Genomic DNA, 23,016 nt, shown 5'->3' with positions numbered 1-23,016 from the left:
TATCGCTTTTCTTTCGCAGCCAGGTTGGCGTTGCCAACTCGCTGACCATCCGGCGTCATCCGCCGTGCTGGTGAGGGCGCATTATAGGGAGGCGCGCCGGGATGACAAGGCTTTTTTTGAAGAAAATCACGAAAACTTCAAAACAATCAGTTAGAAACAGAATACTAAGTGTATATATACAGAGTTATCCACATTTGTGGCTCTGGCGCCCCTTTTATATAGGGCAGAACTTGCCAATATCCCTTTTTACCCCTTGGCAAGTGGCTTAGTACTGCAAAGCTGGTTACCATGAAGGTGAACAAAGTGTTGCGTTTTCATTGATTTCATTCATATAAGGGCAGAACCCCATGAGATTGTCCGATTACCCCCTGCTGCTGCAGGCTGCCATCTGCGCACTCATCCTCGCTCTGGTTGGCTATCTGGTCGCCCAGGCCCTTCACTTCCAACTCGAGGCTGAGGTCATCTTTGCACTTGGACTGGCCGTCGGTGGCTTTATCGTTCCCCTGCTGCTGCAGCGTAAGCGGACCCACAGTGCCGAAGCGTCCACTCCCCCGACCGGTGAGACTCGCACCCTCTATGTTGGCAACCTCCCCTATCGGGCCAATGAGGCAGCCGTACGCGAGCTTTTTGCCCTGCACGGTCAGGTGATCTCTGTGCGTCTGATGAAAGACAAGGTGACCGGCAAGCGTCGTGGCTTTGGCTTCGTCGAGATGCCGGTAGCCGATGCCGAACGGGCCGTGACCGCGCTTAACGATCAGGAGTACCAGCAGCGCACTCTGAAGGTGCGCGAGGCCAATGAGAAGAAGGAAGGGGAAGAGATGGGTAGCTGAGCCCCCTCTATATCTCTTGCAATGTCGAAAGCCCCCAAGCCATCAAGGGGGCTTTTAATTTGGCCGCATCCTCATCCAGGCGGGTGCAGAAGGCGGCACCCAGGCCTGCTTCTTCCCCCCCCTCGCCCAACAGATGAGCCACCCGGCGAGCCACTGCCTCACCAGAATCCACCAGCACCACATCCGGCATCAGAGTGGCTATCTCTTCCCCAAGCAGGGGGAAGTGGGTGCACCCGAGCACTATGGTATCCGGCCCACCCTCACACCAGGGAGCCATCACGTCGCGCAGCTGCACCATATCCACCGGGGTGCCCGACAGTTTCTGCTCGGCCATCACGACCAGATCGGTACTCCCCATCAGCAAGACACGCTTACCGGGTGCAAACTGGGCGATCAGTTGATGAGTGTAATCACGGGTGACCGTGCCGGGGGTTGCCAGCAGACCAATACAACCGCTGCGAGTCAGGGCGGCTGCCGGTTTGATGGCAGGCACCACCCCTACTACCGGGATGGCGAGCCGGGCGCGCAACTCGGGCAGAACGACGGTGCTGGCGGTATTGCAGGCGATCACCACCAGGTCGATGGCATGGCGGCCAACCATGGTCGCCACCGTCTTGGTGCAGGTGTCGATAAGCGCCAGCTCGCTCAGCTCACCATAGGGGAAGTGGGCATTGTCGAAACAGTAGAAGTAGTGATGGGCCGGCAGCAGGCGACGGATCTCGCGATAGATGGTCAAGCCACCCATGCCGGAGTCAAAAACGAGAATATTGGCCACCTGGCTCCCCCTTTGGTGCAGGTTGGCGATCATACTCCTCCCCCTTGGGATTGGAAAAGCCCTCCCTCTATAAAGCAGAGCCCCGCAGGGCGGGGCTCGTAACGATTAGAGGCGATAGTCGACCGTCACATAGTAGGTACGGCCATCAGCCGGATAACCCGGTGTCGTCTCGTACTGCTTGTCGAAGAGATTGCTGACTCGTCCTGCCACCTTCCAGGACGGGGCGGGGCGGTAGCCCAACGCCAGATCCCACTGGCTATAGCCACCCATCAGCTGGGTATTGGCCGGATCGGCGTAACGCTCACCCTGATAGAGCCAGGTGATGGATCCATCAAACTGCTCCCACTCTCCCTGTACTACCCACTTGGCATTTTTCCGGGCAATACGCTGCAACTCTTTGTCGCTCTGGCGATCCTTGGGATCCTTGTACTCGAGGGAGAGACGATGGCTCAACCAGCCCGTATCAAACTCCCCCTCCAGCTCGGCACCGTCGATGCGTGCCCGCCCCACGTTTTGAGGCGTCCAGAGTCCGCCACTGCCGGGAGCCCACTGGATCATCTGCTCAAAATCGTTGCGATAACCGGTCAGGCGCCAACTAACGTCAGCCAGCACACCGTCCAGCATCAACTCACTGCTCTTGGACTCTTCCGGCTTCAGCGTGGGATTGCCCGAGCCGGGATAGTAGAGATCATTGAAGGTGGGGGCCCTGAAGCCCGTGCCATGCCGGGCACTGAGTCGATAACCGTCGATAAAGCGCCAGCCGGCACCGGCCTGCCAGGTATTGTGGCGACCAAATTGCTCGTTATCGTCGCTGCGACCGCTCAACTCACCCTGCCAGGTGCCATCGTCATACTGGGCCAGGCCGTAGAGGCCCGTGTTATCGCGCTGATGGGCGGCCTCCGGGTAGGGACTGCCTGAGGAGCGCGAACGCATATCCAGCTCATCCCGCTGCCAGTCGGCTCCGGCCCCCAGGGTCCAGGCATCATTCAGCCTGATGTTGTTGACCCAGTTGAGATTGTATTGCCGGGTATAGGTGCGGTTGTTGGCCTGGTCCCGTCCACTGTCATCAGGATAGTCATAGGCATCCTGGCGGGAGAAGGTACCGCGCAGCTCGCTCAGATAACGATCATCGTGATAACGGGAGCCCACCTGATAGCTCTGGTTTTCGGTCCAGGTTTCGTTGCGTTGGTGCTGGCCCGCCCCCCAGGAAGAGGCGCCATAGGAGTTGTCATACTGCGCCTGATTGCGGAACCAGCGCGCCGTACCAAACAGATCCCAACGCTCACCAAGCCCCTGCTGATAGTCGAGCAGGGCGTTGTAGCCCCGATGACCATGACGATCGCCGTCGTTGACCCCCGGCAGAGGGTGGACGTTGTACCCCTCTTCATCGTCAAAGCCGCCCGCCACCTTGAGCTGGCCCGCCTCTCCAATCTGGTTGGCACTGCTAAAAGAGGCCTGGCGCTGCCGATGAGAACCTGCCCCCAGATTAAACTGATGCGCCGTGGTGCCCGGCTCGGGGCGGGTGATGATATTGATGACCCCACCGATGGCATCGGAACCATAGATGGTCGCGCGAGCGCCACGCACATACTCGATACACTCAACCTGATTGAGGGGAAGGTTGTTGAGTTCGGTGACCCCGGCCGTCAGGGTCGCGCTGCGCACACCGTCTACCAGCACCAGGGTCTGGGAGGCCGTCCCCCCACGCACCCGGGCCGTGCTGAGCTGACCTCGTCCCCCGGTCGCGATCACCTCGACCCCGGGAAGCGTCTTGATCACATCGCTCACCGTCTGGGCCTGGAGCCTGTCTATCTCGTCACGGGAGATCACATTGACCGGCGCCAACACGGTCGAGGCGGGCTGTTCGATACGGTTGGCGGTGACGACCATCACCTCGTTGCTCTGTACCGGCGTCTGGGCGAGCACGGCCGTCGGCAGCAAGGCGGCCGCCATGAATAACTTGGACATAACAGATCCTTAAGTTCGCGTAAGCATCCATCTCTCGGCAGCAAATGGGCGGCCGGGAAATACGAACTCTGGCAGGTCTTCGGGCTCGGGGGCATCAGGCCTAGGCGACGGCTTCCCACCCCATGGCAGTGCCCGTTGTCGCGTCGTTCCCCCTTACCGCTGCGCGTCAGCTCCGGATTTTCACCGGATTCCCTATTAAGCATGATGCGCCAAAGTGGCCGGATTATAGGGCAGGGAGAGACAAGAAGTATAGCAGTCCAGACATCTATTTCTGTGGGTCATGGGCGAACAGGCGCGACCGGGCAGCCCCCATGACCGCCTCGACACCGTCATGAGAGAGGTACCGCTCGGCAGTCACCAGATAATAGGAGAGGGGCAGATCGTCCAGGGTGGCGAGCCAGGTCACCCCATAGAGCCGCTCTATCTCCTGGCGCATGGCCAAGGGCGCCGGGAAGAGCCCCTTGCCCGCCTTGCCAAAAGACTTCATCAGGGTCGAATCATCAAACTGACCGACGATATGGGGGTGTAGCCCCCGCTCTCCATACCAATCGAGGAGCCGATCGTGAATGGCCGACTTCTCGCCGGGGAGCAGCAGGGGGGCACCGTCGAGGGCAGCGGGAAAGTCGGGCCCCACCACATCGACCAGTGCCGAAGCGGCAAACAGGGCGAGCGGGGTGTGGCCAAGGGCATGTTCGTAACAACGCACCCCGCAGTCGACGGGAAGGGGGCGGTCGATCAGCACCATATCCAGCCTGTGGTGACCCAGCTCGCCGAGCAGATGTTCCACCCTCTCTTCGTGGCAGATCAGTCGATAGGGGGTCGCCAGCTCCATCGCCGGCGCCAGCAGCTCATAAGCCAGGGAGCGTGGGACAGAATCGGCGATCCCCACCGTCATTACCCGCTCCCGGGCGGCATGGCGCAGGGTGTGTTCCAGCTCGGCCCCCAAACTGAAGATGGCGCCCGCCTGCTGCTGGGCACGGCGGCCGGCACTGGTCAGCTCCAGCCTTCTTCCCACCCGGTTGAACAGCGCCACCCCGAGGGACTGCTCCAGCTCTGCGACCTGACCGCTGATGGTCTGAGGGGTGAGATGCAACTGCTCGGCGGCCCGGGTGACGCTGCCACTGCGTGCCACATGCCAGAAGTAGTAGAGCTGTTTGTAGTTGAGCATCCCGGGCCTTATCAGTTTTTACCGAACAACTATCAACAATAATCTGATTTAATCGATGAATCATCCTCTCTAGCATTTCCGTGATCTGAATCACTCAAGAGGCCAACCATGTTGGATGTCGTCGTACTCTTCTTCCTGTTTGGCTTGCTGGCGGGGCTGGTCCGCTCCGAGCTCAAGCTGCCACCTGCACTCTATGAGACCCTTTCACTCTTCCTGCTGCTGGCCATCGGCCTCAAGGGGGGAGTCGGTCTCTCCCAGCAGGCACTGCTTCCCCTGCTGCCCCAGTTGTTGCTGGTGATCGGGCTTGGCGTGGTGCAGACCCTGATCGGCTTCGCCATCCTGCGCCTGCGCATGAGCCGAGTCGATGCAGCCGCTACCGCGGCCCACTACGGCTCGGTGAGCGTGGCCACCTTCGCCGTCGGGGTGAACTGGCTGACCGAGCGCGGCATAGTGTTCGAATCCCAGCTCTCCATCTTCCTGGCCGTGATGGAGATCCCCGCCATCCTGGTCGGTATCGTGCTGGCCCGCGGCATCAGTCGCCAGACCCGCTGGCGCGTGCTGGCCCACGAGACCTTCCTCGGCAAGGGGGTCACCCTGTTGCTCGGCGGTATGGCCATCGGTTATCTGGCAGGTCCCGAGGGGGTTGCCCCTCTCAAGCCCCTGTTCGTGGATCTCTTCAAGGGAGCGCTGGCCCTCTTCCTGCTCGAGATGGGGCTCATCGTCGCCCGCCAGTGTCAGGACCTGCGCCGCCATGGCCTCTTCCTGTTGGGGTTCGCCCTGCTGATGCCCCTCGCCTCTGCGGGCCTCGGACTGTTTACCGGCCAACTGATGGGACTCTCCCTTGGCGGCCTGACCCTGCTTGCCACCCTGGCGGCCAGCGCCTCCTATATTGCAGTGCCCGCCACCATGCGTATCGCCCTGCCAGAGGCCAATCCCGGCCTCTCTTTAAGCGCCGTGCTCGGCGTCAGCTTTCCCTTTAACATCATGCTGGGCATTCCCCTCTATCATGAGTGGGCCCGCCATTTCGTGGAGTAGTCCCCATGCAGACCGAACAACGCACCCTGCTCACCGTCGTCACGGAAGCCAATCTCGAACCCACCCTGCTGCGCACCCTGACCCGCGAGGGGCTGCGCGGCTACACCATCACGGACGCCCGTGGCCGCGGCGATCACGGGGAGCGCAATGCGAGCTGGAGCGAGAGCGGCAACATCCGCCTCGAGGCCATCTGCAACCGGGAGCTGGCACTGCACCTGCTCGCCCACCTGCAGGAACGTTACTACCCCCACTACGCCATGGTCGCCTTCCTGCAGACGGTGGAGATAGTGCGTCCCGAGAAATTTTGAGCCGGCTTTGCCGGCTTTTTTGATACCATAGGGCAAACGTTTTAGTGCAGCTTGTGTCGAGGAGATGATGATGACTCAGCCCCCCCTGATCGGCCTTGTGATGGGCTCGGATTCCGACTGGCCAGTGATGCAGGCGGCCGCCCGCATCCTCAAGGAGCATGGGGTTCCCTACGAGGCGCGCGTGGTCTCTGCCCACCGCACCCCGGATCTGCTGTTCGAATACGCCGCCAGCGCCCGTGAGCGCGGCCTGCGCGCCATCATCGCCGGCGCCGGCGGTGCCGCCCACCTGCCGGGCATGCTGGCCGCCAAGACCACGGTCCCGGTGCTGGGTGTACCGATCCCGACCCGCCAGCTCAAGGGAATGGACTCTCTGCTCTCCATCGTGCAGATGCCCAAAGGGGTACCGGTTGCCACCTTCGCCATCGGCGAGGCGGGAGCCGCCAATGCCGGTCTGTTCGCCGTCTCCCTGCTCTCGGTCGCCCAGGATGGCGACGCCCCGCGCTACCAGCAGCAGCTCGAGGATTTTCGCGCCAGGGAGCGCGACCGGGTACTGGCCCTGGAGCTGGAGGAGCCGGCATGATACTGCCCCCCGCCACCCTGGGCATGCTCGGTGGCGGCCAGCTCGGCCGCTACTTCGTGATGTCTGCCCATCGCCTCGGCTATAAGGTGATCGTGCTGGATCCGGATCCCGCCAGCATCGCCGGTGCCGCCGCCGACGAGCAGATCGTGGCCGCCTATGACGATGCCGAGGCGCTGAAGGATCTGGCCCGACGCTGCGTGGCCGTTACCTGTGAATTCGAGAACGTTCCCGCCGCCTCCCTGGCCCTGCTGGAGCAGCGCATCCCGGTGCGACCGGCCGCGAGCGCGGTGCGCGTCTGCCAGGATCGCCGCGAGGAGAAAGCCTTCCTGGCCCGCGCCGGGGTTCCCGTCGCGCCGAACCTGACCCTGCTGCCGGGCGAGCCGCTGCCCGCCCTGCCGGACGACCTCTTCCCCGCCATCCTCAAGACCGCCCGCGAGGGGTACGACGGCAAGGGGCAGTGGACTCTTCACCAGGCCAGCGACGTGCCGGCGGCCCTGGCCACCAGCGGCGTGCCCTGCGTGCTGGAGAAACGCCTGCCACTGGAGGGGGAATTTGCCCTGACCCTGGCGCGCAGCCCGAGCGGCGCCATCAGCGCCCTGCCCCTGGTACAGAACTGGCACAGCGGCGGCATCCTGGATCAGACCCGCTCCCCGGCCAACGAACCGGCCCTGGAGGCCGAGGCCCAGCGCATCGCCGAGCACATCATCGCCGCCCTCGACTACGTCGGTGTGCTGACGGTGGAGTTCTTCCTGGTCGGCGGCCAGCTGCTGGTCAACGAGATGGCACCGCGCCCCCACAACTCGGGACACCCCAGCATCGACAACGCCGGTTGCAGCCAGTTCGAGCTGCAGGTGCGCGCCCTGTGCGACCTGCCCCTGCCGGCCCGGGCCGAGGTGCAGCCCGCCATCCTGCTCAACCTGCTCGGGGATCTGTGGCAAGAGGGTACGCCGGACTGGGCCGGTGCACTGGCCCTGCCCGGGGTGCACCTGCACCTCTATGGCAAGGGCGAAGCCCGCCCCGGCCGCAAGATGGGCCACGTCACCGTCACCGGTGGCGACTGGCCAAGGGTCGAGTCGACCGCACGCCGGCTGCGCGCCCTGTTGGGACTGCCACCGCGCTAAGGCGCGCCTCCCGTCACAATAAAAAGACCCGGGCCAAGGCCCGGGTCTTTGTAATGGCATCGTCTTAGATCTCGACGGGGCGTGGCGCCGGATGTCGAATGGTCAGGGAGCAGACCAGCGCCACCAGCAGCAACACCAGGATCAGGTTGAAGGTCGCCATAAAACCGCCAAACAGGGACGCCACAATGGAACCTATGATGGAGCCTATGCCGAATCCCAGATAGATGACGCCGTAATTCTTGGTCAGGTTGTTAAGGCCAAAGAAGTCACTCACCAGCGAGGGGTAGACGGTGATGGTGCCGCCGAAGCTGAATGCCACGCAGGCCACGGCCAGGAAGAAGAGGTTGGCGTTGAGCGGCACAAACAGCAGCAGCCCCATCCCCGCCAGGGTGATGATCTGGGCGATGGAGATGACCCGGATACGCGGCATCTTGTCGGAGAGGATGCCCAGTACCAGGCGCCCTCCCAGGTTGGCCATGGCAATAATGGCCACGGCATTGGCGGCCACCACGGCCGGCAGGTTCACCATCTTCTCACCGATATCCTTGGCCACGCCGATGACGTAGAGGCCGCTCATGCAGGCGGTGAGGAACATCAGCGCCAGCATCCAGTACTGGGGTTTGCGCATCGCCTCGGCCAGGGTGAAGTCGCGGCCGGCGCTGGCGCTGCCCGCCGCCTGTTGCCGCGGCGCATCGGTCATCAGCATGCCGCCCACCAGTACCAGGGCCATGGCGATCAGCCCCCACAACTGGAAGGTGGCCTCAAGGCCCTGGCTCGAGAGCAGCAGCCCGTTGATGAACTTGAAGCCGAGACTGCCGAGGCCATAGGCACCGATGGCACAGGCGGAGATGAGCCCCTTGCGCTCGGGGAACCATTTGACGCAGTTGGAGAGGGTCATCAGGTAGCCGGTGCCGTCGGCAAAGCCGACCAGGATGCCGGCGCACAGATAGAGCATCGCCAGGTTGCTGGCGTGGGCGGTGAGGAAGAAGCCGAGCCCGAGCAGCAGGCCAGCACCCAGAGTCACCTTGCGGACCCCGAAACGCTCTTGCAACTTGCCAGCCAGGGAGGAGGCCACCGCCAGCGCCAGACTAAGCAGGCCGAAGACGAACGCCACCTGGCTGACCGGCTCGTCGAGCTTGCTGGAGAGCTGGGCGTTAAACAGGCTCCAGGTGTAGACGGAGCCGAGGGCAAACTGGGTAATGATGGTGCCGATCAGGGTCAGCATCCGGGTTTTCTGCAGGTTCATGGGGCTACTCACGGTGACATCTGCCATAGGGGGAGGCGGTTCGCCTCTCTGTATGACGGTCACTGTATGCCCACCGGGCGGTGCGCCGGCCTAAAAAGGCATGAAGTGCAGAACGGGGGGCATGAACTGCAATCAGAGTCCCATCAACTGGCGGAACGCCTTGATGTTGCTGCGGCTGACCGGCACCTCGGCCGACAGATCATGGAGCCGGATGAGGTAAGTGCTGTTGAACCAGGGGACTATCTCGCGGATCTTGTGGATGTTGACGCAGTAGGACCGGTGGCAGCGGAAGAAGCCCTCTGCCGGCAGCCGGCTGACAAACTCCGAGAGGTTCATGCTCATCACGAAGCGATCGGTGCGGGTGTAGACATGGGTCAGCTTCTCGTCCGCCTCGGCGTAGTAGATCTCGTCGCACGGGGTCACGATGATGCGCTCCCCTTTCACCAGATTGACGCTCCGGTTGCGCGCCAGCGGTGCCTCCTGCCGGACGGGGCCGCGCCCCCCTTGCACCTGCTGCTCGAGTTTCTGCAGCAGGTGGATGAGGCGGGTCTCGTTATAGGGTTTGAGCAGGTAATCGAAGGCCTCCAGCTCGAACGCCTCCACCGCAAACTCCTTGTGGGCGGTGACGAACACGACCTCGGGGGGACGGGACGACTTGCGCAGATTCCTGGCCAGCATCATGCCGTCGATGGCAGGGATCTGGATATCGAGAAAGACGAGATCGACCTCGTGATCCTGCAGATACTTGAACGCCTCCAGACCATCTTCGAAGCTGGCCACTATCTCGATGGCGCTGTGCCGGCCAATCAGGTAGGCCAGCTCCTCCCGGGCCAGGTACTCGTCTTCGACTATGATGGCGGTCAGCATGGTTGCACCTCGGGATCGGGCAGATAGAAACAGACTTCGGTTCCGGGATCGAGCCGGCGCAGTTGCAATCCCTCTCCGTAGAGCAGGGTCAGCCGCTGATGCACATTGGTGAGACCTATGCTGCCACTGATGACGGTGCCGGCGGCCAGGTTGTCGATCACCTCCTGGCTGATGCCATAACCGGTGTCGCGCACCGCCACCCGCACCCCACCCGCCAACTGGCGCACCTCTATGGTCACCTTGCCCGGAGCGCTGCGCGGCTGAATGCCGTGCAAGATGGCATTCTCCACCAGGGGTTGCAGCAGCAGGCTCGGCAGCTTGATGGTGACGTCGTCGAGATCAAACACCACCGTCAGCTTGTCGCCGAAGCGCGCCTGCTCGATGGCCACATAGTCGCGCACCTGTTGCAGCTCATCATTGAGGTCGATCAGTTCGTCGCCACGGGAGAGGTTGTAGCGCAGGTAGTCGGCCAGGTTGGCGATGAGCTGGCGAGCCTTGTGCGGATCGATGCGGATCAGCGAGGAGATGGCATTGAGGGCGTTGAACAGGAAGTGAGGGTTGATCTTGCTCTGCAAAGCGCTGAACTCGGCCTTGCGGGTCGCCTCCTGCAGTTGCTCGATGCGCGACACCTCCATCTGGGTCGAGATGAGCTGGGAGAGACCGACCGCCATCTCGCGCAGCGAGCTGGTGATACTGTGGGTGCACCGATAGTACACCTTGAGGGTGCCGGTCACCGCCCCCTTCTCTCGCAAGGGAATGATGATGGCCGAGTGGAAATTGGCCAGGTGGTACTGGCGCAAATCGTTGTTAATGATGATCTGGCCGAGCACCACGGCACGTCGGGTCATGGCGCTGATGGCGTGGTGATCGTCGAGCTCGTAATACTCCTTGCCGGCACCGGCATAGGCCAGTACATCGCGGGTGTCGGTGATGGCCACCGCATCGGCATCGATCTCGCTGCGGATGATCTCGCACACCTGCTCCAGGGCATGACGATCGGGGTCGTGAAAGAAAGGCAGGGTCTTGTTGGCCACCTCCAGCGCCAGCTTGGCTTGCTTGGCGGCGATGAGTTCCTTCTCGTCGTCGAGATCCTGCACCAGCCGGATGATGAGCCCGATGCAGACGGTGCCGAGGATCATCGGCAGGGCGATGTTGCGCACTATGCCGATGCCGACCGCATGAGGCTCGGTGAGCAGCCAGATGAGCAACATGGTGAGCCCCTCACACACCATGCCGGCCAGGATGCCGTAGAGCCACAGGCGCGACTTGCGCACCCGGTAGTGGATCAGGGTCGCCAGCAGGCCCGCCGAGACACTGCTCAGCAGACAGGGGAGCGAGGTGTAGCCGTCGATGTCGATGAGGTAGCGGTGCAGCCCCGACACCACGCCGGCGGGAATGCCGACCCAGGGACCGAACAGTATGCCCCCCGCCAACACGGCGATGATACGCACATTGATGAGCGCTCCCTCCACCGGGATGCCTGTGTAGGTGCTCAGCACCGCGAAGGCGCAAAACAGGACCGAAACCAACGCCAACTCGGCGGGGGAGTGATCCTGCTTCTGAAACAGGTGCTGGAACGGCCAGACCCGGGTCAGGAAGAAGAGGGTCATCAGCATCAGGGCGGCGCGCTCAAACACCGCCAGCAACATCATCAGATCACCGCTCACCTTCCCCTCCTCAGCAGAACTGGCCGGCGACCCACCCCGAGGCCCAGGCCCACTGGAAGTTGTAGCCGCCGAGCCAGCCGGTCACATCCACCACCTCGCCGACGAAGTAGAGACCCGGCACCTTGCGCGCCTCCATGGTCTTGGAGGAGAGCTCGTCGGTATCGACCCCGCCCAGGGTCACCTCGGCGGTGCGATAGCCCTCGGTGCCGTTGGGACGCACCGTCCAGCGGCCGAGCAGTTCGGCCACGGCGGCCAGCTCGGGGCCGTTGTACTGACGCAGGGGCTTATTGGTCAGCTGGCCCAGCTCGACCAGCTTCTCGACGAAGCGCTTGGGCAGCTCGCGCCCCAGTACCGTCTTGAGCTCCTGGGCCGGGTTGGCCCTGACCCACTCCTGCAGGGTGGCGGCGATGTCGCGTCCCGGCAGCAGGTTGATGGAGAGCGCCTGTCCCGGCAGCCAGAACGAGGAGATCTGCAACATGGCCGGACCGGAGAGGCCACGGTGGGTGATCAGCATGGCCTCGCGAAAACAAGTGCCATCCTCGGCGCTCACCTCGACCTCCAGACTGACCCCGGAGAGATCGGCGAACGCCTCCTTGTCGGCCTGGTGCAGGGTGAAGGGGACCAGACCGGCGCGGGTCGGCAGCACGGCCAGACCGAACTGCTCCGCCAGCCTGTAGCCAAACGGGGTGGCACCGAGCTTGGGCATGGAGAGGCCACCGGTGGCCACCACCAGGGAGGCACAACGCACCTCCCCCTGGCTGGTCTCGAGACGAAAGCCTTCCGACTCCTTGTGCACCGCCAGTATCTCGGTGTGGGTCTGCAGGGTCACCCCGGCCCAGTCGCACTCGGTGAGCAGCAGATCGACGATCTCTTTGGCGCTCTCGTCGCAAAAGAGCTGCCCGAGGGTCTTTTCGTGGTAGTTGACCCCGTGGCGATCGGCGAGGTCGATGAAATCCTGGGCGGTGAAACGCGCCAGGGCCGACTTGCAGAAGTGGGGATTGTCGCAGAGATAGGCCTGGTGATTGGCCTGCACATTGGTAAAGTTGCAGCGCCCGCCCCCGCTGATGAGGATCTTGCGCCCCGGCTTCTTGGCGTTGTCGAGCAGCAGCACCTGTCGGCCCCGATAGCCCGCCTGGGCCGCACACATCAGCCCCGAGGCTCCCGCCCCGATCACCACCACATCCACCTGCTTCATCATCGTTCACCCATCAAAAGAAAGTCGTCCCGCCGGCGCCCATAAAAAAACGGCCCGCGAGGGGGCCGTTATTGTACTGGCTGGACGAGAAGTGTCCACGCCTCAGGCGCTGGCGGCATCCATGATGCTGGCCGGAGCACCGCCCTTGGCCAGTTCGGCCAGCTCCTTGTCGATGAAGTAGAGCCCCTTGCCATCTTCCCCCACCAGGTTGAGGCGGTCGACGATGCTCTTGAACAGCTTCTCTTCTTCATGCTGCTCGGCCACGTACCACTGCAGGAAGTGGAAGGTGGAGTAGTCCTGGGTGGTGAAGGCCACATGAGCCAGACCGTTGATGCACTTGGTGATGTGGAACTCGTGCTCCAGGGTGGCACGGAACACGGCGCCAAGGGAGTCAAACTCGTGGGGCGGCGCCTCGATGGCACCCAGCTTGGGCATGGCACCGGTCTCGCTCACATAGGTAAACAGGCGCTCCATGTGCTGGCGCTCCTCCACCGCATGCTGGCGCAGGAAGGTGGCGGCCCCCTCGAAGCCCTTGTCCTCGCACCAGGCACTCATCTGCAGGTAGAGGTTGGAGGAGTAGAACTCCAGGTTAATCTGCTCGTTCAGTTTGTCGATCATGGCTTGGGCCAGCATGGCGCTCTCTCCGCTTGTGATGTGTTGCCGATTGTTTCCCAACGGTGGGGTGGGATCAAGTCATCTTGCCCATCAGGGGTGCAGGGCCAACAGGAATGACGGCTCCAGCGGCGCCTGATAGTCCACCCCCGCCAGGCCAAAGCCATTGAGGGCGAGGAAGTCGTGCCGCAGCCCGGTAAAGTCTCCCAGAGTGCGGAAGTTCTCCGGCGTCACCCGTGCCCAGAGAGCAGCCACTGCCGCCTGAGTCTGGGGATCCAGCTCCCGGTCGTCCATCCGGATCAGGCGGTGACCGTCGGCCAGCACCCCTCGGCCACCGTACATCTTGCCGGCGAAGAGGCGCATCATCTGCTCGATGCACCCCTCGTGGGTGCCGCGCTCCTTCATCACCTGCATCAGCACGGCGAGATAGACGGGAAGCACCGGAATGAAGGCACTCGCCTTGGTCACCAGCGCCTTGCACACCGCCACCCAGGCGTGACCACCCATCCCCGCCAGCTGCAGGTTGATCGCCTCGGCGCTGGCGTGCAGATGCTCCTTGGCATAGCCGATGGTGCCGTCCCGATAGAGGGGGTAGGTGGATTCGGGTCCTATATAGGAGTAGGCCACCGTCTGGACGCCGTGTGCGAGACAACCCGCCTCGGCCAGGGCCTGCATCCAGATCTGCCAATCCTCGCCCCCCATCACGCTCACGGTGTCTCGGATCTCCTGTTCGCTGGCGGGATCCAGGCTCTGGGGGATCAGGGCATCGTGCTCCAGGTCATAGCCCAGACCGCTGAAGGGACTGCCCGTGCTCTTGAGCACGGAACGCACCTGGCTGCCGTCAGGCAGCATGCGCAGCCCGCTCGCCAGGGAGTAGACCACCAGATCCACCTGACCGAGCCGCTCGCGGATCGCCGTGACAGCCTGCTGGCGCAGGGTATCGGAGAAGGCGTCGCCGATCAGATTCAGGGCCACTCGCCCCTCCCCTTCGGCCGCCTCGCGAAACCAGATGTTGTTGTACCAGCCGGCACTGCCGAGCCCCTTCTCGGAGGGACCCCGCTCGAGGGAGATGCCGATGGTGTCGGCGCCGGCCCCGAAGGTCAGCGCGATGCGAGAGGCGAGGCCAAACCCGGAGGAGGCACCGATCACCAGCACCCGTTTCGGCCCCGCGAAGGTACCGGCGGCGCGAACGCGTTCGATCTGCTCGTGCACGGCGGCGCGACAGCCCAGGGGGTGACAGTTGCGGGCCACACAGCCCTGAATGTGGGGTTGAATGATCATCTCGGCCTCCTCTGGCGTGGAGCCCACAGCATAACCGAGCGAGACGGACAGGCCATGACCTGCCGCAGGAAAAACAAAAGGGAGCGAATGCTCCCTAAAGCGGTATTCAGATGCTTTTATTGTTTGGTGTCCATTGCGGAGCACAGAGGCATGGTATGCCCGCCCCGATCCGACCACAAGAGGCCACTGTGACCAAGGTCAAAAAGCTGCTCAAAATTTCCACACCCCGTGCCGGACCGGAATTGGCCATGGTCATGACGGCTTAACAGGCGCACAATAGGGTCAAGTTTCATAAGAGACTGCTTTGCAGCAATCAGGGAGTTAGCCATGAGTGGAACCTATTACAAGCACGTACTCGCCGCCATCGACCTCTCCGAGGACAATCGCAAGGTGATCGAGAAGGCCGTGGATCGGGCCCGCTCCAACGGGGCCAAGTTATCGGTCATCTATGTGGACGTGGATCTCAAGGATCTCTACACCGAGATGATCGATATCGACATCGACAACGTGCAGGATCAGGTGATTGCCGAGGCCAAGGAGAAGCTGGAGTCCTTCCTCGCTCCCGTCGACTTCCCCATCGAGAAGAAGCTGGTGATCTGCGGCGATCTCAGCGAGCGGGTCAACCAGGCGGTGCGCGACTATCAGGTCGACCTGCTGGTGTGTGGCCATCGCCAGAGCTTCTGGAGCCTGCTTACCTCGAGTGCGCGCCAGCTGATGAACACGGTACCGTGCGATCTGCTGGTGGTACCGCTGCAGAAATAGTCCCGGGTAACCAGGGGGGCATGGCCCCCCTTCCCCTTCACTCAGCGACCCGGCCCCGTGGGACGCAGCTGTGAGAAGCGCTCGCGCACCAGGGTATGCAGCAGCGTCTTGAACCAGTTGATGGCGCTGTCATGGGTCGTGAGACGGTGGCCGGCCATCAGGTAGGTGATGGGGATGGCCGGCTCGAGCGGGTGCATTCGCAAGGGATAGTAACGGCAGAAGTGTCGCCCTATCATCTCGGGCACCACCACCAGATAACGGCCGGTCGCCATCAGCTGGGGCACCGCCATAAAGCTTGGCACCCTGACCCCCAGAGCGCGCTCTACCCCCTGATCCGCCAACCAGTGATCCACCATGGCCTGGCTGTGACCCCAGCTGGAGGTGTGGATATGGGGCCGGGTCACCAACTCGACCGGGGTGATCTGCTCTGGCAGGTTGCTCCCGAGCGGCGATAGGCAGACCAGAGGGTCACAAAACCACTCCTCCTGCCACAACCTGGGCGAGAGATGGTTGGCCCCGGCAAATCCGATCACCAGATCCAGCTCCCCCTTCTCCAGCTCACGCTCATAGTCACTGTCGGCCAGCTCGCACATCTCCAGACGACAATGAGGTGCCTGGTGCCACAGGCGCTCCACCACGGCAGGCAGGAGCCCGTGCTCCACCGAGCCGGGCGCCGCGATGCGAAACACCCGATGAGCCGTCTCGGGATCGAACCCCTCGGCCTGACGCAACCCCTGCTCCAGCATGGCCAGCGCACTGCGCACCGGCCCCGCGAGAGCACGGGCCCGCTCTGTGGGCACCATCTCGCGCCGGGTCATGACGAAGAGCGGATCGCCCAGCGCCTGCCTGAGGCGCCCCAGAGAGTGACTGACGGTGGATTGGGAGAGGTGCAGGCGCTCGGCGGCGCGGGTGACGTTGCGCTCCTGCATCAGGATATCGAAGACGGTGAGCAGGTTGAGGTCGAGACGGGTCAGTACAGGTTCCATCGATATTAGCCATACATCAATGACGACAATTCATTATTTACATACTACCAAATTACTTAGAATGCCCCCGTTTTTTATTGGAGACCAATCATGCGCAGTTATTTGCTTCTGCTGGCGATCGGCCTGTTGTGGGGATCCCAGTTTATCTTCATGCACCAGGCCGTGACCGAGCTGCCCCCCATCCTGGTCGCGGCAGGACGTGCCCTGTGCGGCACCCTTACCCTGGGCCTGCTCTGCTGGTTCCTGAAGTTGCGCAGCGAACACACCCCCTGGCGCACCTACATGCTGATCGCCCTGCTCGATGCCACCATCCCCTTTATCATGGTGGCCTGGGGCCAACAATATGTGGACAGTGCCATCGCCGCCGTGGTGATGGGATGTATCCCGTTCGTGACCATTCTGATGGCGCCCATGTTAATCAGTGGTGAAAGAATCACCAAGGGCGGGCTGATCTCTGTGCTGCTCGGCTTCGTGGGCGTGGTCGTGCTGTTCTGGCCCAAGCTCTCCCAGGGGATGAATGCCGGCCTGCTCGGCTCCCTGGCCATCCTGTTCGGCGCCAGCTGCTTCGCCATCGGCCTGTTGATGATCAAGCGCTTCGCCAAGGATCACCCTGTAGTCGTGGCACGCAACATACTGCTCTCTTCTGCCGTGCAACTGCTGCTGGCCGCCCCCTTCGTCACCGATCTGGCGAGCCTCTCCCTGCCGAGCGAGAAGACGGTAGGGGCCGTGGTCACCCTGGGGATCTTCTGTACCGGCCTGGTCTACTACCTCTACATGGCCCTGATCCAGAAAGCCGGCCCGACCTTTGCCTCTTTCAGCAACTACCTGGTGCCTCTGTTTGGCGTCCTGCTCGGTGCCCTCTTCCTGGGTGAACAGGTACAACAGACCACAGGGGTAGCCCTGGCCCTGATCCTCGGCTCCGTGGCCATGAACCAGTGGGCTCAACAACGTCGGACCCGTCAGGAGTCCCTATGTCAGGCATCCTGATCACCCTGTGTGGCGGACTGGTGCTGATCGCCGCCTACCAATACCGTCTGAGAAGCGCGGCGCTGCTCGGTCTCTCCATGACCCTGCTGCCCTGGTTTTTCGACGCCAAGCTTCAGGCCATCGCCAGCTACGCCCTGGGCAGTGGCACCTGAACACTCCATGTGTGCTTGCGGGGGCCGCCATGCCCCCTCATTTTGGGATTGAACCTCCGATTGTCCCTTCGCCGGTGCCCTGCACCGGCTTTTTTGTCGCTGCCATCCGATAGCGATAGGCCAGCCGTTCATTCTTGCGCGGCCCCAGGATCTGCCAGCTCAGATCGAAACCATCCTCACGACGCACCAGGCGCGCCTGATAACGATCGGCGCCACACAGGTGGGGCTCGTCACTCTCCCATACCCCGACGGCGACAGGCTTTAACTCGAACAGATGGACCGGCGAGCCGAAACGCAGGTGGCAGAGGGTGATACCCGCCTCCCCCCGTTGCCAGCCGTAGCTGTTGCTCATGGTCAGCACCTTTCCATGGGGGGTGGTGTAGCCTCCGCTCTCGTCAAACCTCAACCCCTGCTGCCAGGGCCGGGGGCTCACGATCCCCTCGCCACTACCGGACCAGTCGGTTCGGGAGCCTTCTCCTTGGTGCGCCTCGAAGGAAAATGAGGCTATCTGCGCCAAACAGCACCAGAGGGAGTGGATCTCTCCCCGCTCATCCGTCATCATGCCGCCCACCCTTTACAACTGAACACTTCTCATCCTCATGAACTATCTCGTTGGCGTGACCCTGCTCTGGGCCTTCTCATTTAGCCTGATCGGCGTCTATCTGGCCGGCCAGGTGGATGCCTACTTCTCGGTGCTGACCCGCATCGTACTGGCCAGCCTGGTGTTTCTCCCCTTCCTGAAGATACGCGGACTGAGACCCGGCCTGATCCTGCGGCTGATGATACTCGGGGCGACCCAGCTTGGACTCATGTACCTCTTCTACTATCACTCCTTCCTGCTGCTCACCGTACCCGAAGTGCTGATCTTCACTATCTTCACCCCCCTCTACGTGACCGCCCTCTACGATCTGATGGAGCGGCGTTTCAATCCCCGCTTCCTGTGGGGCGCCCTGCTGGCGGTGGCGGGGGCGGCCATCATCCGGTTCAACGGGCTGACGAGCAATTATCTGCTGGGGTTCCTGGTGGTGCAGGGGGCCAACCTCTGCTTCGCGCTGGGGCAGGTGGGTTACAAGGTCGTGATGGAGCGGGAGCCAACGCCCCTGCCGCAACACAGGGTCTTTGGCTGGTTCTATCTGGGGGCCCTGGCGATCGCCCTGCCCGCCTGGTTGCTGCTCGGCCAACCCAAGTACCCCACCAGCGGGGTCCAGTGGGGGATTCTGCTCTGGCTCGGGATCGGTGCCTCCGGGCTTGGCTACTTCCTGTGGAACAAGGGGGCCACCCGGGTCAGCAGTGGTGTGCTGGCGATCATGAACAATGCGCTGATCCCGGCCGGTCTTATCGTCAACCTGCTGCTCTGGAATCAGGGCACCGACCTGCTGCGCCTCACCCTGGGAGGCCTGGTCATTGCCCTCTCACTGCTGGTCTGTCGTCCCGCTAGCCGACAACCGAGTTAAATTCGCGCCGCGCCTGGCCATGGCAACCGGCCAGGCGCGCCAGCAGATGATCCATCTGCTCACCCGGCTGATACTGCACCAGGCCACAACTCACCGTCACCGGGCGACCCGGCAGCAGGCTGGCATCGGCGATCGTCAATCGCAGCGCCTCGGCCATGGTCAGGGCGCTCTCGCGCTCAACCCCAGGTAGCAGCAGGATGAAAGAGTCCTCATCCCAGCGGGCGAAGGGCTCCTCTCCCCCCAACTCGTTGCGCACCAGGCGGGCCAGCTTGGCCAGCATGGCATCGCAATCGGCCTCACCAAACAGCTGCAGAATCTTCGCCTTGTGGTCAACGGTAAAACGCAGCAGACAGAACGCCTCCTCATGAGACTCACCAAGATGGGTCGCCAGGCGCTGCTCGAAACGGATCCGACTGTCGAGGCCAGTCAGGGGATCGATCTCCATCTCGGGATCGAGACAGGAATGGAAGGGTTCGCACAGGCGTATCACGCCCAGCAGTTGCTGCTCTGCGATACGCTGGGCTCGCTCCTCGACACGCACATAGTGTCCATCGTGGTGCAGGATGCGGTACTCCAGATGCATCGAGGAGAGGCGGCCCGAGAAGCAACCGTTGAGGGTCTCGATCAACGCGGCACTGTCGTCGGGATGAACCCTGTCTACCCAGCTGAGATCATCCAGTGACTCTCCCTCCAGCCCCAGCAGGGCCAGACAAGCGGGATCCCTGCGCAGCCCGCTCTGGGGATCCCAGAGCCAGAGACCCGCCTGCAGCAGACCGAGAGCCTGCCAGGCATGGTGTAATTCAAGACGCTTTACCACGTGCATCAGGGGAAGATGAAGCGGACTCATAATCGACCTCACGAAGGGGAGCAGGCGATGTCCCATCATATTTATCACCCCCTCAACAAGGGAGCAATGGGCACCATTTAACCCCTCGAATATCCCTCCATCAGACTCTGCCAGTTGCCCGGCACCCAATGGAAACTGGTATGGAGTCCGGCCTCTTTGTTAAAAGAGCGCAGCAGCCGCTCCAGATTGCCCTGCTGCCAGGCGCCGGGCGAACGGATCCCCCCCTTGTCGAAGTCGATCACCCATACCTTGCCATCCCGATCGATAAGGATGTTATGGCTGTTGAGATCGGCGTGATAGACGCCCGCATCGTGAAAACGACGCAAGACGGCCCCTATCTGCAACCAGGTCTCTCTTGGAATGGCCCCCTTCTTGAGCAGCTCGACCAGATCTTTGGCACCGCGAATCCGCTCCAGAATGATATCCGCTCGATAAAAGGGGCCACTGCGGCTCATACGGGCCGCATAGGGTCTCGGAACCGGCAGACCCAGCTCACACAGGCGCTCGAGCAGGGCAAACTCGGCCATGGCACGACTGCCGTCGATGCCCTCGAACCAGAAGCGATCGCGCACCAGCCGACCCACCATGCCGCCACGGTAGTAGTGACGCAGCACCATGTGTTTGCCATCGAGTTTCACAAACCAGGTGACGCCTCGTCCCTGGGACGAGCCGATCACCGCCTTCTGGGCCTGCCACCATCGGGGATCGAAGAGGTGAGGGTGAGGGTCTGAAAACACCTGATCCGCATACCAGCAGATCTGGCGGTGATGATTGACGACGCGCATGACTAGGTTCCGGCTGATGAGTCGGCGCAATTTTACAATCCGGGGGGGAGTTTGCATAATGCCGCAAACCCCTTTTTCCCCAAATGCGTCACGCCATGCCGCTGTTTCAGACTCCCCCCCGCACCCTGTGTATATTGCGCCTCTCCGCCATCGGCGACTGCTGCCATGCGCTGGCCCTTATTGGAGCCATTCGTCACGCCTGGCCAGAGACCCGCATCACCTGGATCGTCGGCAAGCTGGAGGCCAGCCTGTTCGCCAATCTACCCGGTGTGGAGGTGATCCCCTTCGACAAGAAGGAGGGATGGCAGGGTTATCGCAAACTGTGGCAGCAGCTGAAGGGACGCCGCTTCGATGCCCTGCTCCATCTGCAGGCCGCCCTGCGCGCCAGCATCGCCACCCTGGGCATCAGGGCCGAAGTGAAACTGGGCTTCGACCGGGCGCGGGCCAACGACGGCCAGTGGCTCTTCACCAACCACAAGGTGCCCTCGCCAAGCTCCCCCCATGTGCTCGATGGCTTCCTCGCCTTCGCCCGTGAGCTCGGCATTACCGACCCCCAACCCAGTTGGGATCTTCCCATCGCCCCCCAGGACCGCGCCTGGGCGCGGGAAACGCTGGGGAGCAAACCGACCCTGCTCATCTGTGCCGCCGCCAGTAAGGCGTTCAAGAACTGGACTGCCGAGGGGTATGCCGCCCTGGCCGATCACGCCGCCGAGCGGGGCTTTCAGGTCTTCCTGTGCGGGGGGCCAGCCCGGCTGGAGCGAGACCTGGCCCAGGCGATCGCGACGCACTGCCGCATCCCGCCCGGCAACCTGGTCGGTCAAACCCGGCTGCCCCAGTTGCTGGCCCTCATCGCCGAGGCCAGCCTGGTGCTCTCCCCGGATACGGGACCGGCCCACATGGCCACCATCACCGGCACCCCGGTGCTCGGACTCTATGCCCACCATAACCCCGAGCGCACCGGCCCCTATCACAGCCGGCAGTGGGTGGTGAGCGTATACCGTGAGTGCATCGAGCGGGAGACGGGACGCCCTCTCGAGCAACTCGACTGGCGCACCCGCCTCAAGGATCCCGACGCGATGAAACAGATCACCCCGGAACGGGTCATCGAACGGTTCGACGCGTGGCTAAAGACTCAGGAAAATCCTTCGACTAAACCGAATGAATAGCCAGAAATAACCTGATAGCCCCCCCGGAGGGGATTGGAGAGAATGCCCGCCGCGTGGAGAGCGATCCCGCAGCAAGCCAATTTGTTTCTGAGGCTGGAGTCACTCCAGCCATTTTTTTATCCGCACCACTCTGCTAGAATTGCGCCCCCTTTATATCCCCCGGCCGATCCGTGTGGCAGTCCCCCTTTCGGGCAGATGACCGCCGGGTTTGCTACAACCAGAGTATCTGTTTCAGGAGCAAGGTGAGCCATGGCGCAGCAAGGCACCCTCTACATCATCTCCTCCCCGAGCGGGGCGGGTAAGTCCAGCCTGATCAACGCCCTGCTGACCCAGCATAACGAGGCAGGCAAGATGATGCTGTCGGTCTCCCACACCACCCGGGCACCGCGTCCGGGCGAGGTCGACGGGCAACACTATCACTTTGTGCCGGTGGAACAGTTCAAGGGGCTCATCGAGCGGGGTGATTTTCTGGAGTGGGCCGAGGTCTTCGGCAACTACTACGGCACCTCCCGTGCCGCCATCGAGGCCAATCTGGCCCAGGGCATCGATGTCTTCCTCGATATCGACTGGCAGGGCGCCCGCCAGATCCGCGAGCAGATGCCCACCAAGTCGATCTTTATTCTGCCGCCGAGCCGGACCGAGCTGGAGCGTCGCCTCATCGGCCGCGGTCAGGACAGCGCCGAGGTGATTGCCGGCCGCATGGCCAAGGCCACGGCCGAAATGGTGCACTATGACGAGTATGACTACGTCATCATCAACGAGGATTTCGAGCAGGCACTGTTTCAACTGCGCGCCATTCTCGAGAGCCAGCGCCTGACCCTGGCAAACCAGCAGTTGGCACAGCAGGGGTTGCTGCAACAGCTACTGGCGGAATAAGCTAAAACCAAGTAATATTTTGCGTCATTTTTAAACACTGGAGTCCTGCATGGCACGCGTTACTGTAGAAGATGCTGTAAAACAGGTGGGTAACCGTTTTGACCTGGTGCTGGTCGCCGCGCGCCGCGCCCGCCAGATCGCGGTTCAAGGCAAAGAGCCCCTGGTAGACGAAGAGAACGACAAGCCGACCGTGATCGCCCTGCGCGAGATCGAACAGGGTCTGGTCAACAACCAGATCATGGACGCCCAGGATCGCTACGAGCAGCAGGAGCAGGAAGCCGCCGAACTGGCCGCCGTTGCTGCTATCGCCGAGGGTCGCGGCTAAGCCATCCCTCCTCGCAAGGGCCC

The 23,016-nt window shown here is 62.6% G+C and carries 25 protein-coding genes and 1 riboswitch; of the genes, 12 read left to right on the top strand and 13 right to left on the bottom strand.

The annotated features are described in order from the left end of the window. Nucleotides 1–347: 347 nt before the first annotated feature. The gene (locus BN1133_RS10425) at nt 348–830 is read left to right on the top strand and encodes an RNA recognition motif domain-containing protein (RefSeq protein WP_050666460.1); all 483 of its coding nucleotides are present in this window, start codon (nt 348–350) and stop codon (nt 828–830) included. A gap of 7 nt (nt 831–837) precedes the next feature. Here BN1133_RS10425 and murI read toward each other — a convergent pair whose 3' ends face one another. The 3 genes from murI to BN1133_RS10410 form a co-directional block, all read right to left on the bottom strand. Further along, on the bottom strand, nt 838–1,605 hold the full coding sequence (gene murI / locus BN1133_RS10420) for a glutamate racemase (RefSeq protein ID WP_050666469.1): 768 nt from the start codon (nt 1,603–1,605) through the stop codon (nt 838–840). 105 nt (nt 1,606–1,710) lie between these two features. Further along, entirely contained in the window at nt 1,711–3,573 is a 1,863-nt protein-coding gene (locus BN1133_RS10415; protein WP_050666459.1) for a TonB-dependent receptor domain-containing protein, read from the bottom strand. A 53-nt stretch (nt 3,574–3,626) separates the two neighbouring features. Further along, a riboswitch (cobalamin riboswitch) is annotated at nt 3,627–3,802 on the bottom strand. 36 nt (nt 3,803–3,838) lie between these two features. Next, nucleotides 3,839–4,741 carry a LysR family transcriptional regulator gene (locus BN1133_RS10410; protein ID WP_050666458.1) on the bottom strand — a complete coding sequence of 301 codons (903 nt, stop codon included), beginning with the start codon at nt 4,739–4,741 and terminating at the stop codon, nt 3,839–3,841. 108 nt (nt 4,742–4,849) lie between these two features. On the opposite strand from BN1133_RS10410, the gene BN1133_RS10405 reads away from it, so the two are divergent. The 4 genes from BN1133_RS10405 to BN1133_RS10390 all read left to right on the top strand — a co-directional run bounded on the left by BN1133_RS10405 (nt 4,850) and on the right by BN1133_RS10390 (nt 7,785). Next, nucleotides 4,850–5,776, top strand: a complete 927-nt coding sequence (locus tag BN1133_RS10405; protein WP_050666457.1) for a sodium-dependent bicarbonate transport family permease — start codon at nt 4,850–4,852, stop codon at nt 5,774–5,776. A gap of 5 nt (nt 5,777–5,781) precedes the next feature. After that, entirely contained in the window at nt 5,782–6,084 is a 303-nt protein-coding gene (locus BN1133_RS10400; RefSeq protein WP_050666456.1) for a P-II family nitrogen regulator, read from the top strand. 70 nt (nt 6,085–6,154) lie between these two features. Next, complete coding sequence (gene purE / locus BN1133_RS10395; protein WP_050666455.1) at nt 6,155–6,664, top strand: 5-(carboxyamino)imidazole ribonucleotide mutase; 510 nt, start codon at nt 6,155–6,157, stop codon at nt 6,662–6,664. Then, nucleotides 6,661–7,785, top strand: coding sequence for a 5-(carboxyamino)imidazole ribonucleotide synthase (locus tag BN1133_RS10390; RefSeq protein WP_050666454.1), 1,125 nt, complete (start codon nt 6,661–6,663; stop codon nt 7,783–7,785). Before purE ends, BN1133_RS10390 begins: the two co-directional genes overlap by 4 nt. 64 nt (nt 7,786–7,849) lie before the next feature. Here the strand turns inward: BN1133_RS10390 and BN1133_RS10385 are convergent, their stop codons facing one another. The 6 genes from BN1133_RS10385 to fabV form a co-directional block, all read right to left on the bottom strand. Continuing rightward, the gene (locus BN1133_RS10385; protein ID WP_224160387.1) at nt 7,850–9,031 is read right to left on the bottom strand and encodes an L-lactate MFS transporter; all 1,182 of its coding nucleotides are present in this window, start codon (nt 9,029–9,031) and stop codon (nt 7,850–7,852) included. A gap of 132 nt (nt 9,032–9,163) precedes the next feature. Continuing rightward, entirely contained in the window at nt 9,164–9,898 is a 735-nt protein-coding gene (locus tag BN1133_RS10380; protein WP_050666453.1) for a LytR/AlgR family response regulator transcription factor, read from the bottom strand. Further along, nucleotides 9,892–11,550, bottom strand: a complete 1,659-nt coding sequence (locus BN1133_RS10375) for a sensor histidine kinase (protein ID WP_050666467.1) — start codon at nt 11,548–11,550, stop codon at nt 9,892–9,894. The genes BN1133_RS10380 and BN1133_RS10375 overlap by 7 nt, the downstream gene beginning before the upstream one ends. 25 nt (nt 11,551–11,575) lie before the next feature. Further along, on the bottom strand, nt 11,576–12,760 hold the full coding sequence (locus BN1133_RS10370) for a BaiN/RdsA family NAD(P)/FAD-dependent oxidoreductase (protein ID WP_050666466.1): 1,185 nt from the start codon (nt 12,758–12,760) through the stop codon (nt 11,576–11,578). A 102-nt stretch (nt 12,761–12,862) separates the two neighbouring features. Beyond that, entirely contained in the window at nt 12,863–13,393 is a 531-nt protein-coding gene (gene ftnA / locus BN1133_RS10365) for a non-heme ferritin (protein ID WP_050666452.1), read from the bottom strand. Between the two features lie 72 nt (nt 13,394–13,465). After that, nucleotides 13,466–14,653, bottom strand: a complete 1,188-nt coding sequence (fabV, locus tag BN1133_RS10360; RefSeq protein WP_050666451.1) for an enoyl-ACP reductase FabV — start codon at nt 14,651–14,653, stop codon at nt 13,466–13,468. A gap of 327 nt (nt 14,654–14,980) precedes the next feature. On the opposite strand from fabV, the gene BN1133_RS10355 reads away from it, so the two are divergent. Further along, nucleotides 14,981–15,415: a universal stress protein gene (locus BN1133_RS10355; protein WP_050666450.1), complete on the top strand. Its 435-nt coding sequence runs from the start codon at nt 14,981–14,983 to the stop codon at nt 15,413–15,415. 41 nt (nt 15,416–15,456) lie between these two features. Here BN1133_RS10355 and BN1133_RS10350 read toward each other — a convergent pair whose 3' ends face one another. Next, nucleotides 15,457–16,401 (bottom strand): LysR family transcriptional regulator, encoded by a 945-nt coding sequence (locus tag BN1133_RS10350; protein WP_050666449.1) that lies wholly within the window; start codon nt 16,399–16,401, stop codon nt 15,457–15,459. A 90-nt stretch (nt 16,402–16,491) separates the two neighbouring features. Here BN1133_RS10350 and BN1133_RS10345 point away from each other — a divergent pair, with 90 nt between their 5' ends. Further along, the gene (locus BN1133_RS10345; protein ID WP_050666448.1) at nt 16,492–17,388 is read left to right on the top strand and encodes a DMT family transporter; all 897 of its coding nucleotides are present in this window, start codon (nt 16,492–16,494) and stop codon (nt 17,386–17,388) included. Then, nucleotides 17,373–17,540 carry a hypothetical protein gene (locus BN1133_RS20330; RefSeq protein WP_168929940.1) on the top strand — a complete coding sequence of 56 codons (168 nt, stop codon included), beginning with the start codon at nt 17,373–17,375 and terminating at the stop codon, nt 17,538–17,540. Before BN1133_RS10345 ends, BN1133_RS20330 begins: the two co-directional genes overlap by 16 nt. Before the next feature lie 37 nt (nt 17,541–17,577). Here the strand turns inward: BN1133_RS20330 and BN1133_RS10340 are convergent, their stop codons facing one another. Continuing rightward, a complete protein-coding gene (locus tag BN1133_RS10340) occupies nt 17,578–18,102 on the bottom strand; it encodes a DUF6314 family protein (protein ID WP_050666447.1) in 525 nt (174 codons plus the stop codon). 37 nt (nt 18,103–18,139) lie between these two features. Between BN1133_RS10340 and BN1133_RS10335 the strand changes: the two genes are divergently transcribed. Further along, nucleotides 18,140–18,994, top strand: coding sequence for a carboxylate/amino acid/amine transporter (locus BN1133_RS10335; RefSeq protein WP_050666446.1), 855 nt, complete (start codon nt 18,140–18,142; stop codon nt 18,992–18,994). Here BN1133_RS10335 and BN1133_RS10330 read toward each other — a convergent pair. Together BN1133_RS10330 and BN1133_RS10325 are read right to left on the bottom strand one after the other, a co-directional pair. Then, a complete protein-coding gene (locus BN1133_RS10330) occupies nt 18,975–19,841 on the bottom strand; it encodes a sensor domain-containing diguanylate cyclase (protein WP_050666445.1) in 867 nt (288 codons plus the stop codon). The genes BN1133_RS10335 and BN1133_RS10330 overlap by 20 nt on opposite strands. Nucleotides 19,842–19,918: 77 nt before the next feature. Beyond that, the gene (locus tag BN1133_RS10325; RefSeq protein ID WP_050666444.1) at nt 19,919–20,626 is read right to left on the bottom strand and encodes a 3-deoxy-D-manno-octulosonic acid kinase; all 708 of its coding nucleotides are present in this window, start codon (nt 20,624–20,626) and stop codon (nt 19,919–19,921) included. 83 nt (nt 20,627–20,709) lie between these two features. Between BN1133_RS10325 and BN1133_RS10320 the strand changes: the two genes are divergently transcribed. From BN1133_RS10320 to rpoZ, 3 genes are all read left to right on the top strand, one after another. Next, the gene (locus BN1133_RS10320) at nt 20,710–21,792 is read left to right on the top strand and encodes a glycosyltransferase family 9 protein (RefSeq protein WP_050666443.1); all 1,083 of its coding nucleotides are present in this window, start codon (nt 20,710–20,712) and stop codon (nt 21,790–21,792) included. A 249-nt stretch (nt 21,793–22,041) separates the two neighbouring features. After that, nucleotides 22,042–22,668: a guanylate kinase gene (gene gmk / locus BN1133_RS10315; protein ID WP_050666442.1), complete on the top strand. Its 627-nt coding sequence runs from the start codon at nt 22,042–22,044 to the stop codon at nt 22,666–22,668. Nucleotides 22,669–22,717: 49 nt separating this feature from the next. Next, on the top strand, nt 22,718–22,993 hold the full coding sequence (gene rpoZ / locus BN1133_RS10310) for a DNA-directed RNA polymerase subunit omega (protein WP_050666441.1): 276 nt from the start codon (nt 22,718–22,720) through the stop codon (nt 22,991–22,993). The last annotated feature ends 23 nt before the right edge of the window (nt 22,994–23,016 follow it).

This window comes from Aeromonas schubertii, from assembly GCF_000820105.1.
GTDB lineage: Bacteria > Pseudomonadota > Gammaproteobacteria > Enterobacterales > Aeromonadaceae > Aeromonas > Aeromonas schubertii.
This window is presented reverse-complemented; position numbering and strand designations above follow the sequence as displayed.